Consider the following 15008-nt stretch of genomic DNA (forward strand, 5'->3'; position numbering starts at 1 on the left):
TGGCGGCGGTGCCGGCTAGCGTGAACCGTAGTTGGGTGCCTCCACCGTCATCTGGATGTCATGCGGGTGGGATTCCTTCAGGCCTGCCGGGGTGATCCGGACGAACTTTCCGCGGGCCTTGAGCTCGGGAATTGTCGGGGCTCCCGTGTAGAACATGGTCTGGCGGAGCCCGCCGACCAGCTGGTACGCGACGGAGGCCAGCGGGCCGCGGTAGGCCACGCGGCCTTCGATGCCTTCGGGGATGAGCTTGTCATCGCCGGAGACGTCGGCCTGGAAGTACCGGTCCTTGGAGTAGGAGGTGTTCTTGCCGCGGGTCTGCATCGCCCCGAGCGAACCCATGCCGCGGTAGAGCTTGAACTGCTTGCCGTTGACGAAGATCAGGTCTCCCGGGGACTCGTCGCAGCCTGCCAGCAGGGAGCCGAGCATGACGGTGTCGGCGCCGGCGACCAGCGCCTTGCCGATGTCGCCCGAGTACTGCAGGCCGCCGTCGGCGATCAGCGGCACGCCGGCGGGGATGGCCGCCTTGGCGGACTCGTAGATGGCCGTGATCTGCGGAACGCCGACGCCGGCGACGACGCGGGTGGTGCAGATCGAGCCGGGCCCGACGCCGACCTTGATGCCGTCGGCACCGGCGTCGATGAGCGCCTGGGCGCCTTCGCGGGTGGCGGCCTGGCCGCCGATGATGTCCACGTGCGCGACGGCGGGGTCCGCCTTCAGGCGGCGGATCATGTCCAGCACGCCCTGGGAGTGGCCGTTGGCGGTGTCCACGAAGAGGGCGTCCACGCCGGCGTCGACGAGCGCCATGGCGCGTTCCCAGCCGTCGCCGAAGAAGCCGATGGCCGCGCCGACGCGCAGGCGGCCTTCCTCGTCCTTGGTGGCGAGCGGATACTGCTCGGCCTTGGTGAAGTCCTTGGTGGTGATGAGGCCCTTGAGCCGGCCCTGCTCGTCGACGAGCGGAAGCTTCTCGATCTTGTTGGTCGCGAGCTTGTGCGAGGCTTCCTCACGGCTGATGCCGACGTGCCCGGTGACGAGGGGCATCTTGGTCATGACGTCGCTGACGAGGCGGATCGGGAAGTCCGCCTCCGGGACGAAGCGGGTGTCGCGGTTGGTGACGATGCCGAGCAGCCTCATGCCCTCGTCCACCACCGGCAGGCCGGAGACCCGGTAATGCGAGCAGATCTCGTCCAGTTCGGCCAGCGTGGCCTCGGGGCCGATGGTGAGCGGGTTGGTGATCATGCCGGATTCGCTGCGCTTGACCCGGTCGATCTGGTCCGCCTGGTCGGCGATGGAGAGGTTGCGGTGCACGACGCCGAGGCCGCCCTGGCGGGCCATGGCGATCGCCATGCGGGACTCGGTGACGGTGTCCATCGCGGCGGACAGCAGCGGCGTCTGGACCGTGATGCGCTTGGAAATCCGGGACGAGGTGTTCGCTTCGGACGGGATGACGTTGGTGTGCCCGGGCAGAAGCAGCACATCGTCATAGGTCAGGCCGATGAAGCCGAAGGGGTCGTGTTCGGGCTGGGTCATGAGTGCGCCTCTTACCTTGGGTTACGGGGTTTCACGGGTAGGGATTGCAGCAGATGACCAGCCCGTCATTACGGGCATGGCCTGTGCAGAAGTGTTGAGTAAATAGTAGAACCTCGGCGGCGATCCCCATATTCCGGGGCGGCAATGTGAGGTACGGCATGCGCCCTGGCGGGTGCCGCCGCGGGTGCGGGCGGCGGTGCGGCCCGGCTCAGTTCCAGCCCGTGGCCGCGAGCAGCCGCTGCTCGAACATCGGAATCATGGTCTGGACATACGTCTTGGTCAGGTGGTTGTCGTCCTTGTAGACGCACACGTTGCCCACCACGGCTGGGCATGTTCCCCCCGCGCAGATGAAATCGCTCAGGTCCATCAGGTGCAGCCCCGCCACCTTGCCCCCGTACCCGTCCAGGGGCGAGGAAGCCGCCAGGGACTCCTGCAGCGGCACGTTGCAGGCCGCGGCATCCGGGCCGCGCTTCTGGACGCATTCGGGCATGTTCATGGCGAAGCGCGGGTTGTCGCGGATCCCGACCACCTCCATGCCGGCGTCGGTGAAGGGCCGGACGCCCTCCAGGTACCCGGGCACCTCGGTTTCAAACGGCGCCTCGATGTGGGTGAGCGACGCTACCGTGAAGACGGCATCCGGGCGGTGGTCCAGGACGTACGCGGCACTTGCCTCATTGAAGGCGTTGCACCCGGCGTCCCGGTCCGGGCTCTCGCCGCCGAACCGGCAGTTGCCCTTCAGTAAGGTCACGACTTCCCAGCCGTGGCTCTTCGCGATCGGGCCGAGGGCTGCCATGTACTGCTGGGCATGCGAGTCCCCGAGCACCACGATCCGCTTGGTGACGGTGTCCGGCGGGCTGTTCTGCAGGCAGCCGGACAGCTCGGGATCGGCGGGGACGTTGGCCCCGGTGCACAGCCCGTCGATATCGGCCCACTCGTTCTTCATGGCGGCCGGGGCCGGAATGAGCTTCGCGTCCGGCGTCGGCCTGCCCGCATTCTCCGGCGCGAGGGCGGCGGCGCCGGGGGTCAGTTCCCGGGGCTGCGACGCGGCCGCGGCCTCCTCGGCCAGCAGTTGGGTCTGCCAGACGGACACGGGCCCCGCGAGCAGGGCGCCGCAGGCGGTGATGACGACGGCGGTGCGCCAGGTGCGGCGTTCCGGCCAGTGCCACTCGCGCAGCGGCTTTTCGACGAAGCGCGTGGTCAGCACGGCCAGCACAAGCGAGGCGGCGACAATCATCAGGCCCTGCACCAGGTTCGGGGAGGTGATCCCCTTCCCGGTGAGGGCCAGGACCAGCAATGGCCAGTGCCAGAGGTAGAGGGCGTAGGAGTTGTCGCCCAGGGAAACGAGGGGCTTCCAGCTGAGCAGGCGGTCCACGCCCAGGCGGCTGCCGCTTTGCCCGGCGACGATGATCGCTGCCGCTGCCAGCGTCGGCCACAGCGCCACGAAGCCGGGGAAGGAACGGTCCACGCTCAGCAGCAGTCCGCAGGAGAGCATGGCGGCCAGCCCGGCCCAGCCCAGCGCCACCCTCAGGATCTTGCCCGGCTTGAGGTAGGGCAGGGCCAGCGCCAGCAGCGAGCCGAGGGCGAACTCCCAGAGCCGGGCGCGTGCGTCGAAGTAGGCGTATGCCTGGTTGGTGGCCGTCTGGTCAATGGAGTACACGAGGGACGCCACGAAGATTGTGCCGAAGCCGGCCGCCAGCAGCAGCCGGTAGTTCAGCAGCCGGTTCAGCAGCCGGTCCAGCAGCCCGCCGGTTCCCGCATCCGGCACACTCCGGCACCGGAGAACGCGCCGGAGCAGCGCCGTGCCGGCAAACACGAGCGGCCAGAGCAGGAAGGCCTGCCCCTGGATGGACAGCGACCAGAAGTGCTGCAGTGGGCTGGCACCGGAGTGGTCCTGGGCGTAGTAGTCGACGGCGCTGTCCCCGAGGAGCCAGTTCTGCCGGTAGAGCAGGGAGGCCCAGGCCTGGTCCAGGACCTCCGGCCAGCGGCTTTGCGGAAGGATGGCCCAGGTCCCGGCGAGGACGCCGAGGACCACCACGACGACGGCGGGCAGCAGCCGCTTGAGCAGGTGCAGCCAGTGGCGCACGAGACGGAGGGGTTTGCCGCTTTCCACCTTCCGGACGAAGCTGAGCGTCATCAGGAAAGCCGAAATGAGCAGGAAGATGTCCACGCCCCCGGAGACCCGTCCGAGCCACACATGGTAGGTGACCACCATGAGGACGGCGAAGGCGCGGAGGCCCTGGACCTCGGGGCGGTAGCCGGATGTCCGGTGCGCGGGAGAGCCCGCGTCCGCGGACTGCCCGTGGCTCGCTCGTTCGACACAAAATCCCCTCGGGCCGGTTTCCAAAAACATCAATGTTACCGAGCCGTAATTTTCCTGGCCAATCGTCGCGGCCGCCGGCCCGGACCCCCCCAGGCCTCTTCGCACCGGGAGGACATGCCCAGCCTTGGCGCCCGGGACCGGGCATAACCGGAATATGTCCATCCGCCGGCCCCGGCGCGGGGCATCTCCAGCGGTGCCGGGGGCATGTCCGGAACCCGCGGCGAACCCACGACGAAGACCGCTAGTCTTTTACGAGTCGGAGGAGGCCGCCTTGTGATCGTGCAGCTGCGGATTTGCGTCCCGGACGAGTTGTCCGGGACGGTGGTCGAGAAATGCTCCGGGCAGCTTGGCGTCGCGGAAGTGGCCCTCCACCCGGGCGCCTCGGTGATGCCTCCGGGGGACGTCGTCCTGGTTCTCCTCGCACGGGAGTCCGTAGAGCGGCTGGTGGAGGAACTCCAGGTCCTTGGTGTTCCGGAACGGGGGTCAATCTCCGTCACTACGCCCGAGCTGGTGGTCTCGGCCCGCGCAGACCAGGCAGAGGCGGCAGCTCCCGGCGAAGGCGCCGACGCCGTGATCTGGGAGGAGGTGTCCCGCCAGACCGGCGAAGATTCCCGGCTGACGTGGAGCTTCCTGGCGTTCCTGGTGCTGGCCACCCAGCTGGCGGCCATCGGCATCGTCACGGACTCGCCCATCGCCATCGTCGGCGCCATGGCGGTGGGCCCCGAGTTCGGTCCGCTGGCGGCGCTGGCCGTGGCGCTGGTGCGGCGCCAGGGCCAGCTCGGGCGCGGCGCCGCCCTGGCCCTCGGCGTCGGCTTCCCCGTCGCCATGCTCGCGGCAGCCCTTGCCGCCTGGCTGTCGGTGCCGCTGGGTCTGTTTCCGGCCGACGTCCTGGAGCGGGGCTCCGCCGTCGAGTTCATCTACCACCCCGGCCCGTATTCCCTGATTGTCGCCGTGCTGGCCGGGACCGCCGGGATGCTCTCCGTGATCAGCCGGCGCTCGGCGGCGCTGGTCGGCGTGTTCATCTCGGTGACCACAGTTCCCGCCGCCGGCTATGTGGCCGTGGCGCTGGTCCTGGGCGAATACGGGAAGGCGGCCGGCTCCGCCCTCCAGCTGCTCCTGAACCTGGTGGGAATCGTGGCCGCGGCCGCTGCGGTGCTGGTGTTCTACCGGCTCATCCAGCGCCGGGACCCTGCCGGCACAAAAACAGGGGGCCGGACCAGCTGATGCTGGCCCGGCCCCCTGTCCTGAAGCGGAGTCCGGAACCGGCGCCGGAAGACGCCGCCGGCCCGCCTTAGCGCCGGTGGTCCACCTTAGTGCTGGTGGCCCGCGTGCGCGTCATCATCGGCGGGCTTCTCGACCACGAGGGTTTCCGTGGTGAGGACCAGTGCCGCGATGGACGCTGCGTTGCGCAGGGCCGCACGCGTGACCTTGACGGGGTCGATAACGCCCGCCTCGATCAGGTCTTCGTACTCGCCGGTCTTGGCGTTGAAGCCCTGGTTGTTGGCGGATTCGGCCACCTTGGCGACGACGACGTAGCCGTCGAAGCCGGCGTTCTGGGCGATCCAGCGCAGCGGCTGGGTCAGTGCCCGGCGGACGATGCCGACAGCGGCAGCCGCGTCACCTTCGAGGGCCTGCACGGCGGAGTCCTCGTCGAGCGCCTTGAGGGCGTGGATGAGGGCGGCGCCGCCGCCGGCCACGATGCCTTCTTCGAGGGCAGCGCGGGTGGAGGACACGGCGTCCTCGATGCGGTGCTTCTTTTCCTTCAGCTCGACCTCGGTGGCAGCGCCGACCTTGATCACGCCGATGCCGCCGGCCAGCTTGGCCAGGCGTTCCTGCAGCTTTTCCTTGTCCCAGTCGGAATCCGTCCGGGTCAGCTCGGCGCGCAGCTGGGCTACCCGGGCTGCGACGTCCTCGGCCGAGCCGGCGCCGTCGACGATGGTGGTGTTGTCCTTCGTGACGGTGATGCGCCGGGCGGTGCCCAGCACCTCGAGGCCGACGGTGTCCAGGCTGAGGCCCAGTTCCGCGGAGACAACCTGGGCGCCCGTGAGCGTCGCGATGTCCTGGAGCATGGCCTTGCGGCGGTCACCGAAGCCCGGTGCCTTGACGGCAACGACGTTCAGGGTGCCGCGGATGCGGTTGACGATCAGCGTGGAGAGGGCCTCGCCGTCGACGTCCTCGGCGATGATGAAGAGCGGCTTGGAGCTCTGCAGCGCCTTCTCCAGCAGCGGCAGGAATTCCTGGACCGAGGAGATCTTGCCCTGGTTGATCAGGATCAGGGCATCCTCGAGCACTGCTTCCTGGCGTTCCGCGTCGGTGACGAAGTACGGGGACAGGTAGCCCTTGTCGAACTGCATGCCCTCGGTCAGGACCAGTTCGGTCTGCGTGGTGGAGGATTCCTCGATGGTGATCACACCATCCTTGCCGACCTTGCCGAATGCCTCGGCCAGCAGCTCGCCGATCTCATCGCTCTGCGCGGAGATGGAGGCGACGTTGGCGACCTGGGTGCCGCCAACCGGGCGGGCGTTTTCGAGCAGGCGGGCGGCGACGGCCTCCACGGAGACCTCGATGCCGCGCTTGATCTCGCCCGGGGCTGCGCCGGCCGCAACGTTGCGCAGGCCTTCCTTGACCAGGGCCTGGGCCAGCACCGTGGCGGTGGTGGTGCCGTCACCGGCAACATCGTTGGTCTTGGTGGCGACCTCCTTGGCAAGCTGCGCGCCAAGGTTCTCGTACGGGTCGTCCAGCTCGACTTCACGGGCGATCGTGACGCCGTCGTTGGTGATCGTGGGAGCGCCCCACTTCTTGTCCAGCACGACGTTGCGGCCGCGCGGGCCAAGCGTCACCTTGACAGTGTTGGCGAGCTTATCGATGCCGGCTTCAAGCGACCGGCGGGCAGCGTCGTTAAACGCAAGCTGCTTTGCCATGGTTTTGTCCTTTCAAGACAGAACCCCGCGCAACAGACCTATCAGACGTGAATCAGACGGATCGGCGGCGCGGGGTCCAGAGAGTTACTTTACGACGATCGCCAGAACGTCGCGGGCGGACAGCACGAGGTACTCGGTGCCGTTGTGCTTGACTTCGGTTCCGCCGTACTTGGAGTAGATGACGACGTCGCCTTCAGCGACGTCGAGCGGAACGCGGTTGCCGTTGTCGTCAAAGCGGCCGGGGCCTACTGCAACAACTTCGCCTTCCTGGGGCTTTTCCTGCGCGGAGTCCGGGATGACCAGGCCGGAAGCCGTGGTCTGCTCTGCTTCGAGCGGGCGGACAACAATACGATCCTCAAGAGGCTTAATAGAGACCGACACTCGGACCTCTCCTTCTACGTCAGCAAATTCGTGGGCAGTAAAACTGTGGTCCCGTGGCTGGCAAACCGTCGTCGCGGTGCCGGCAGCAAGCCTGGCGGGCAGTTCTTCATGTGTTAGCACCCTCCTACGGAGAGTGCTAATCACGACTCTATGTAAGGAGTTAGCACTCGGTCAAGGCGAGTGCCAGAAATCCGCTCCGGATGAACGCCCGTGTCGTGCCGGACGGGGGCTGCCCGCGCGTGCTACTGCCCGGCGAGGTCCTCGAAATCCACGTCCTCGCCGTTGGCTTCGTCGTCCCGGGCCGGCTCATTCCGGTGGCGGTACAGCATGAGCCCCCCGGCGGCCGCGAGGACGACGCCGATGGCCAGGCCCATGATGCCGCCGAGGCGGGCGGCGGCGTAGGTGTCGCGGATCGACCGGGCTTCCTCTGTAGCGTCCCGGACGTCCTTGCCGCCGACCGAATAGATGGTGGCGTTGAAGGAATCCAGGAAGAAGATGATGACCAGCAGTGCAACGCAGACGATTGCGATGACACTTCCGGCGATCAGCGCCGGGCGGGCAAACCTGGCAAACCCCCGGCGGCCGCGGTGGTCCTCTTCGGCGTCCTGCCGCGCTGCGCTTTGGTCGAACCCGTTCAGCCCGCCGAGCCCGCCGTCGCTGCGCTGGTCGTTGCTGCCGTTCCCTGCCGTGCCACTGTCTTCCGCGCCGCTGTCTTCCATGCCGTCAAGACTATCGGGCGTCCGGAGGGAGGGCGCCTCCACTACGCTTGTCCCCATGGCTGACGCACCGCAGGACCAGATCGCCCCGCTCCTCAATCCCGAGGGGTGGGAGCTGCTGGCGTCGCTGGGACCGTACCGCGAGGACGAGGCCTTCCGGCTCAATGCCTCGCTCCGGAAGGCCGGCCACTCCCCCGAGCTGGTCTCCGCCGTGCTGACCCAGTCGCGGCTCCGGACCCGGGCCGAGGCCAAGTTCGGCGAGTTCGCCCGCCAGATGATCTTCACCCGGGCCGGCCTGGAGCAGGCCACCCGGCTCACCGTGGCAGCCAGGCACGCGCAGCGGTTCGCCGGGGCGGGCATCGCCCATGTGGCGGACCTCGGCTGCGGGCTCGGCGCCGACGCGATGGCACTGGCTTCCCTGGACATCACTGTCACGGCGGTGGAACTGGACGAAACCACGGCCGCCTGCGCCACCATGAACCTGATCCCGTTCCGGAACGCCACCGTGGTCCACTCGGATGCCACCTCCGTTTCGCTGGAGGGGATCGACGGCGTCTGGCTGGACCCGGCCCGCCGCACCACGTCCACCTCGGGCACCAAGCGGCTCTGGGATCCGGAGGACTTCTCCCCGCCGCTGTCCTTCGTGGAATCCTTGGCCGCCTCCGGCCTGGCCGTGGGTGTGAAGATGGGCCCGGGCATGCCGCATGACTCGGTGCCGGCGGACTGCGAGGCCCAGTGGGTCTCGGTGGGCGGGGACGTCACCGAGGTGGCGCTGTGGTTCAACGCGGTGCGGCGCCCCGGCATCCGGCGGGCAGCCCTGGTGCTGGGCCCGCAGGGCGCGGCGGAACTCACCAGCGGCGAGGACTTCGACGGCGGGCCGGTCGCCCCGGTCGGACCCGTGGCGGGGTACCTGTACGAGCCCGACGGCGCCGTCATCCGCGCCGGGCTCGTGGCCGACGTCGCCCTGGCGCTGGGCGGGCACCTGCTCGATGAGCACATCGCCTACATCTGCGCCCCGGAACTGCAGGACACCCCGTTTGCCCGGGCCTACAAGGTCCTGGAGGTGATGCCGCTCAACGTCAAGGCCCTCAAAGCCTGGGTCAGGGACCACGGCATCGGCGTCCTGGACATCAAGAAACGCGGCACCTCGGTCACGCCGGAAGAGCTGCGCAAGCAACTCCTCCCCGCAGGGAAGACGGGAGGGAAGACCGGAGGGAAGACCGTCGGAAAAAACAAGAAGACGGCCACCCTGGTGCTCACCCGGATCGGCGAGGACAAGGTGGCCATCGCGGTGGAGCCCGTCCAGCTCCCGGCCTGACTCCGGGCTGCCGGGTTGCTGCCGGCCTGATGCCGCAGCTGCCGCCGCGCTACTGGGCGCGCATGAACTCCTCGGCGGCCTGCACCTGCGCATCGCTGGGCCGGATGCCGGTGTACAGCACGAACTGCTCCAGCGCCTGGATGGTGGCGACCTCGGCGCCGGTGATCACGGTCTTGCCCGCCGCGCGCGCAGCCTTGACCAGCGGCGTCTCCGCCGGCAGCGCGACGACGTCAAACACCACCGTGGCGGCGTCCACCGCCGCCTGCGGGAAGGACAGCGCATCGGCGTCGGGTCCGCCGGCCATGCTCCCTGCCATACTCCCTGCCATACCGATAGGGGTGACGTTGATGAGCATGTCGGCGGCGCCCTCCGCGGCGGAAGGGTCCGCACGCCAGGCAAAGCCGTAGAGCCCGGCGAGCGCGCGCCCCGCTGCCTCGTTGCGGGCGATCACGGTCACGTCCGTGAAGCCGGCGTCGCGCAGTGCCGCCACCGTGGCTTTGGCCATCCCGCCGGAGCCGGACACCCACACCGACGAGGAGGTGGGCACGGCGTTGCGCTGCAGCAGCTGCTCGATGGCCGTGTAGTCGGTGTTGTAGGCCGTGAGCCGGCCGCCGTCGTTGACGATGGTGTTGACCGACTCGATGGCCTTCGCGGACGGGTCCATGACGTCGACCAGGGCGATGACGTCCTCCTTGTACGGCATCGACACGGCGCAGCCGCGGATCCCGAGGCCGCGGACGCCGGCGATCGCCAGCGCGAGATCCGTGGGTGCGAAGGCCTTGTAGATCCAGTTCAGGCCGAGCTGCTCATAGAGGTGGTTGTGGAAACGCGTCCCGTTGTTGCTCGGCCGGGCCGAGAGCGAGATGCACAGGGTCATGTCTTTGTTCAGTATGGGCACAGCTCCATTAAACGCCAGCCCGGCTGAACGCCGGCTAAGCCACGGCTAATTGCCGGCGCCCTCAGCCGCAGCCCGACCCCGGCTGATAGGGCCCGACGGCGACGGGCAGCTTCCCGGGGGCCGTCGCCTTGCCGGCGAGCACCGCCGCCAGCGCATCGAAGGCTCCCTGGCTGCGGCCGTACAGGGCGATCTTCGCCGGGGCAGCCGAGTCAGCGAGCGGCCACGGCGCGTCGAGCGCAACAGCCACGTCCGCCGCTGCTGTCTCCGGCGCTGCCGGCCCTCCGCCGGGACCGATCAGCGAAACCAGCGGGCCGTCGCCGACGCTGATCCCGGCGGCACGGGCCGCGGTAGTGAACCGCGACCGGTCCTCCTCGGAGCCTCCCGTCACGCGGACGCTGGCGGGCACGAGGGGTCCGTGGCAGGGGCCGGCCAGCACGGTGATCGCAGCCTCCGAGACTTTCCGTGACAGTCCGGTGCCGCTTCCCGGCGCCGTTCCCGGCGGGGTGCCGGTCCGGCCGCGCCAGATCATCATGGTGGCCACCCGCTGCGCGGCCTCGGCCAGCCGGTCCGGCGGCAGGGCGCCGCTCTTGACCGCGGTAACGATTGCGGCGTGGGCCACGGCGACGTCCGCCGGCATCAGCAGCAGGTCCGCGCCCGCGGCGAGCGCAAGAGGCGCGGCGGAGTCGAGGGGGAACTGCTTCCGGACCGCCCCCATGTTGAGCGCATCCGTCACGGCCACCCCGTGGAAGCCCATCCGGCGCAGCTCCGCGTAGGCCGCCTTGGACACGGACGCGGGGACCCCCGGTTCCAGCGCGGGCACGGCGATGTGGCCGGTCATGACCATCGGCAGGCCGGCGCGGATGGCTGCCTGGAAGGGCACCAGGTCCCTGGCCCGGAGCTGCTCCAGCGAGGCGCCCTGGACGGGGAGGTCCGCGTGGGAATCGACGCCCACCGAGCCGTGGCCGGGAAAGTGCTTCGCGGCGGGCAGCAGCCCGGCGGCCAGCATCCCCTGCGAGAAGGCGACCCCCAGGTCCGCCGCGGTGCCGGCACTGCCGGACATGGACCGGGCGCCGATGGTCGGATCGGCCGGTCCCATGGTGACATCCATGGCGGGGGCGAAATCGGTGTTGAAGCCGACCGCTGCCAGCTCCGAGGCCAAGGCCTGGCCGGCGCCGGACGCCAGCGGGGCGTTTCCGGCGGCGCCGTAGCTCATCGGGGCAGGCCACTCGGTCAGCGGTGCGCGCAGCCGGGCCACCAGCCCGCCTTCCTGGTCGACGCCGATCAGCCCGGGCCAGCCACGGCCGTCCGCGCGCGCCGCCGCCTGGAGCCGGCCGGTGACGCTGCGCATGGCGGCGGTGTCCACCTGGCTTCCCGGCGTCCCCGGGACGTTGTCGCCCATGATGATGGAACCGGCCAGATGCAGCCGCTCGATGGTCGCGGCGTGGGCCTCAGGGTCCAGTCCGGGGTAAAACGGGAGCAGGACCTGCCCGGCCCGCTGCTCAAGGCTCATCGCGGCGACGGCCCGGCCTGCGGCGTCGGCGTCCTGTTGCTGCGGTCCCCAGCCGAGCGGCCGGGATGCGGGGGCCGCGGGCTGCGGCTCCGGGGAGTCCGCCGCGCTCCCGGGCGGGGCCGCGGGCTGCGCAGTGGCCGGTGCCGGCGCCGGGGTCCCGGGGGCCGCGGGACTGCCGGAGCTGTCTGCCGGCGGAGGCGCCGAGCAGGAGGCCGTCCCGAGGACCAGGCCCAGAATTGCCGTCAAGACCGCTGCGGTCGGAGTGCTTTTGTGAATACTTTCACCTGTTCGCTGTAACTTGGCCACCGTCTCGATGCTACGCCTGCACTAGACTTGGACCACCGTTTCCCTGCCAACCGTACGGCGGCTCCGCCCGTGACTTTGCCGGCCGGGTAACGGAAACGGACAGCAGAACAGTGAAGGGACCACGTGAAGATTGATTTCGCTTCATCCAGGCAATCAACTCTTGGTGTGGAATGGGAACTCGCCCTCGTCGACGCCGAAACGGGGGAACTGGCCTCCGTCGCCAACGAAGTGCTTAGCGGCGTGGTCGCGAGGCATCCGGAGCTGAACGAGGATGACGAGCACCCGCACATCAAGCAGGAGCTGCTGCTGAACACGGTGGAGCTCGTCACCGGGATCTGCACCACCGTGGCCGAGGCGAAGGCGGACCTGGGCAGTTCCCTCGCGGCGGTCCGTGAGGTCACCGATCCGATGGGCGTCGAGGTCTTCTGCGCCGGCAGCCATCCCTTCAGCCCCCCGCAGCTTCAGCCCGTGACGGACAAGGCCCGGTACGCGAAGCTCATTGACCGCACCCAGTGGTGGGGCCGGCAGCTGGTCATCTACGGCGTCCACGTCCACGTCGGCCTCGACAGCCGCGACAAGGTCCTTCCCATCGTGGATGGCCTGGTGAACTACTTCCCGCAGTTTCAGGCGCTCTCCGCGTCCAGCCCGTTCTGGGGCGGCGAGGACACCGGTTACGCGTCCCAGCGGGCCCTGATGTTCCAGCAGCTGCCCACCGCGGGCCTGCCCTTCCAGTTCTCCAGCTGGGAAGATTACGAGTCCTACGTCCGGGACATGTTCACCACCGGCGTGATCGATACGCTCTCCGAAATCCGCTGGGACATCCGTCCGGTACCTGCCCTCGGCACCATCGAGATGCGCATCTGCGACGGACTGGCAACCCTCGAGGAAGTCGGCGCCATCGCCGCCCTCACGCAGTGCCTCGTGGACGACTTCTCCACCCTGTTGGACAACGGCGGCACCATTCCCACCATGCCGCCCTGGCATGTGCAGGAAAACAAATGGCGGGCCGCCCGGTATGGCCTGGACGCCATCATCATCCTCGACGCCGAGGGCAATGAGCAGCTCGTCACCGAGCACATCCGCGAGACGGTCGCGCGGCTCGAACCCGTCGCGGCCAGGCTCGGCTGCAGCACGGAACTGCTCGACGTCCTGAAGATCATCGAGCGCGGCGCGGGCTGCCAGCGGCAGCGCCGCGTCGCCGCGGAGAACGGCGGGGACCTGCGCGCCGTCGTCCTCGACCTCGTCAAGCAGATGCGCAAGGGCCCGGACGCGTAGCTGGTCCGTTCGCTCGTTCGTCCGGGCTTCAGATCCAGGCGGCGGGCCGGGAGGACATGCCCAGTCTTCGCGCCCGGGACCGGGCATAACCGGAATATCTCCATCCGCCGGCCCCGGCGTGGGGCATGTCCGGATCCGGGGCCGCGCCCAAGCAGGCGTCCGGGTCCCCGGGCCGTCCGGAGCGGGCTTCAGGCGGAGACGGTGGTGACCGGCATGGAGGAATCGGGCGCAAAGCCGATGCCGCTCGGTGCTACCCCGGCCATCACGAGCTGGGCGCCGAGCGCGGCCACCATGGCGCCGTTGTCGGTGCACAGGGACAGCGGCGGGACGGTCAGCCGGATCCCGGCCGCACTGCAGCGCTGCCCGGTGAGCTGGCGCAGCCGTGAGTTGGCGGCCACTCCCCCGCCCAGCAGGAGCTCGGTGATGCCGTGTTCGCGGCAGGCGAGCACCGTCTTGGACGTGATCACGTCCACCACGGCTTCCTGGAAGGCCGCGGCGATGTCCGCCACGGGCACGTCCTCGCCGCGGGCCTCGAACTGCTCCACGCAGCGGGCGACGGCGGTCTTGAGCCCGCTGAAGGACCAGTCGTAGCGGTGCGGGCCTGGTTCCTCCGCTGTCCCCATGTACTTAGGCTGGCTGAGTCCGCGGGGGAAGCGGATCGCCTTCGCGTTGCCGCTGCGCGCCAGCGCGTCGATGGCGGGGCCGCCCGGATAGCCCAGGCCCAGCAGCCGGGCGACCTTGTCGTAGGCCTCGCCGGCGGCGTCGTCGATCGTGGAGCCGAGCAGTTCGACGTCGTCCGTGATGCTCCGGATCCGCAGGATTTCGGTGTGTCCGCCGGACACCAGCAGCGCACCCAAATTTTCCGGTAGAGAGTTCTCCGGCAGACCGCTCTCCGGCAGGGAGCCGGGACCGGCGTCCGGGCCGCCGGCACCCCCCTGGAGGAGGCCGACGCCGACGTGCGCCACGAGGTGGTTGATGGCGTACAGGGGCTTGCCGGTGGCGACGGCGAGCGCCTTGGCAGCGCACACGCCGACCATCAGCGCTCCCGCGAGTCCGGGCCCGGACGTGACGGCGATCGCGTCGAGCTCCTCCAACGTGACGTCCGCGTCCGCCAGCGCCTGCCGGAGGGTGGGCACGAAGGCGTCGAGGTGGGCGCGGGAGGCGATCTCCGGGATCACCCCGCCGAAGCGGACATGTTCCTCCATCGAGGAGGACACGGTGTTGGTCAGCAGGGCCGTTCCGCGGACAATCCCGACGCCGGTCTCGTCGCAGGAGGATTCGATGCCAAGGACCAGCGGCCGGTCACTGTGCTGGGTGCGGTTCATGGGCGGTCTGCTTCCCGGGGCTGGTCGGAGGGTGGTTCGGTGTCCAGCCGGAGCCGCATGATCAGGGCGTCGACGCCGTCGCGGTAGTACCGGGGCCGGACGTGGATCTGTTCGAAGCCGAAGCGGCGGTAGAGCTGCTGGGCGCGGGGGTTGTCCGCGCGGACTTCCAGCAGCACGTCCTCGGCATGGCGCCGCCGGCTTTCCCTGATGAGCTCGGTGAGCAGGGCCGAGCCGATGCCGTTGCCTTCCTGCTCCGGCACGACGGCGATGGTCTGGACGTCCGCGATCGGCTCGATGCACATCAGCCCGGCGTAGCCCACGATCCCGCCGGCGAGCTCGGCGACGAGGTAGCGGCGGGTCTCCCGCTGGGCCAGCTCCTCGACGAACATCTGCAACGGCCAGGCGTCCACCGGGAACAGCCGGCGTTCCAGCTCGTGGACGGCCGGGATGTCGGCGGCGTTCATGTCGCGCAGCGTCGCCCCGCCCGGCAGCGTGGACGCCGCTTCCGGGC

The 15008-nt window shown here is 69.5% G+C and carries 12 protein-coding genes; 3 read left to right on the forward strand and 9 right to left on the reverse strand.

Annotation, left to right across the window (positions count from 1 at the left end):
• Positions 1-15: 15 nt before the first annotated feature.
• Positions 16-1527, reverse strand: coding sequence for an IMP dehydrogenase (gene guaB / locus J9611_RS00170; RefSeq protein ID WP_211876589.1), 1512 nt, complete (start codon positions 1525-1527; stop codon positions 16-18).
• Positions 1528-1735: 208 nt separating this feature from the next.
• Positions 1736-3877 (reverse strand): acyltransferase family protein, encoded by a 2142-nt coding sequence (locus J9611_RS00175; protein ID WP_211876590.1) that lies wholly within the window; start codon positions 3875-3877, stop codon positions 1736-1738.
• A gap of 243 nt (positions 3878-4120) precedes the next feature.
• Between J9611_RS00175 and J9611_RS00180 the strand changes: the two genes are divergently transcribed.
• Entirely contained in the window at positions 4121-5071 is a 951-nt protein-coding gene (locus tag J9611_RS00180) for a DUF389 domain-containing protein (protein WP_307856983.1), read from the forward strand.
• A gap of 86 nt (positions 5072-5157) precedes the next feature.
• Here J9611_RS00180 and groL read toward each other — a convergent pair whose 3' ends face one another.
• From groL to J9611_RS22450, 3 genes are all read right to left on the reverse strand, one after another.
• The gene (gene groL, locus J9611_RS00185; RefSeq protein ID WP_211876592.1) at positions 5158-6768 is read right to left on the reverse strand and encodes a chaperonin GroEL; all 1611 of its coding nucleotides are present in this window, start codon (positions 6766-6768) and stop codon (positions 5158-5160) included.
• A gap of 84 nt (positions 6769-6852) precedes the next feature.
• Positions 6853-7149, reverse strand: a complete 297-nt coding sequence (groES, locus tag J9611_RS00190; RefSeq protein WP_211876593.1) for a co-chaperone GroES — start codon at positions 7147-7149, stop codon at positions 6853-6855.
• 242 nt (positions 7150-7391) lie between these two features.
• Entirely contained in the window at positions 7392-7868 is a 477-nt protein-coding gene (locus J9611_RS22450) for a hypothetical protein (RefSeq protein ID WP_307856984.1), read from the reverse strand.
• A gap of 55 nt (positions 7869-7923) precedes the next feature.
• Here J9611_RS22450 and J9611_RS00200 point away from each other — a divergent pair, with 55 nt between their 5' ends.
• Entirely contained in the window at positions 7924-9183 is a 1260-nt protein-coding gene (locus J9611_RS00200) for a THUMP-like domain-containing protein (RefSeq protein WP_211876594.1), read from the forward strand.
• Between the two features lie 49 nt (positions 9184-9232).
• Here the strand turns inward: J9611_RS00200 and J9611_RS00205 are convergent, their stop codons facing one another.
• A complete protein-coding gene (locus J9611_RS00205; protein ID WP_307856985.1) occupies positions 9233-10081 on the reverse strand; it encodes a shikimate 5-dehydrogenase in 849 nt (282 codons plus the stop codon).
• A 61-nt stretch (positions 10082-10142) separates the two neighbouring features.
• Positions 10143-11837, reverse strand: coding sequence for a glycoside hydrolase family 3 N-terminal domain-containing protein (locus tag J9611_RS00210; protein WP_307856986.1), 1695 nt, complete (start codon positions 11835-11837; stop codon positions 10143-10145).
• Between the two features lie 183 nt (positions 11838-12020).
• Between J9611_RS00210 and J9611_RS00215 the strand changes: the two genes are divergently transcribed.
• Positions 12021-13172, forward strand: a complete 1152-nt coding sequence (locus J9611_RS00215; RefSeq protein ID WP_211876596.1) for a glutamate--cysteine ligase — start codon at positions 12021-12023, stop codon at positions 13170-13172.
• A 188-nt stretch (positions 13173-13360) separates the two neighbouring features.
• On the opposite strand, the gene tsaD is transcribed toward J9611_RS00215, so the two are convergent.
• Together tsaD and rimI are read right to left on the reverse strand one after the other, a co-directional pair.
• Complete coding sequence (gene tsaD / locus J9611_RS00220; protein ID WP_211876598.1) at positions 13361-14497, reverse strand: tRNA (adenosine(37)-N6)-threonylcarbamoyltransferase complex transferase subunit TsaD; 1137 nt, start codon at positions 14495-14497, stop codon at positions 13361-13363.
• Positions 14494-14961: a ribosomal protein S18-alanine N-acetyltransferase gene (gene rimI / locus J9611_RS00225; protein WP_211876715.1), complete on the reverse strand. Its 468-nt coding sequence runs from the start codon at positions 14959-14961 to the stop codon at positions 14494-14496. Before rimI ends, tsaD begins: the two co-directional genes overlap by 4 nt.
• Between the last annotated feature and the right edge of the window lie 47 nt (positions 14962-15008).

This window comes from Pseudarthrobacter albicanus (assembly GCF_018224015.1).
Taxonomy (GTDB): Bacteria; Actinomycetota; Actinomycetes; order Actinomycetales; family Micrococcaceae; genus Arthrobacter; species Arthrobacter albicanus.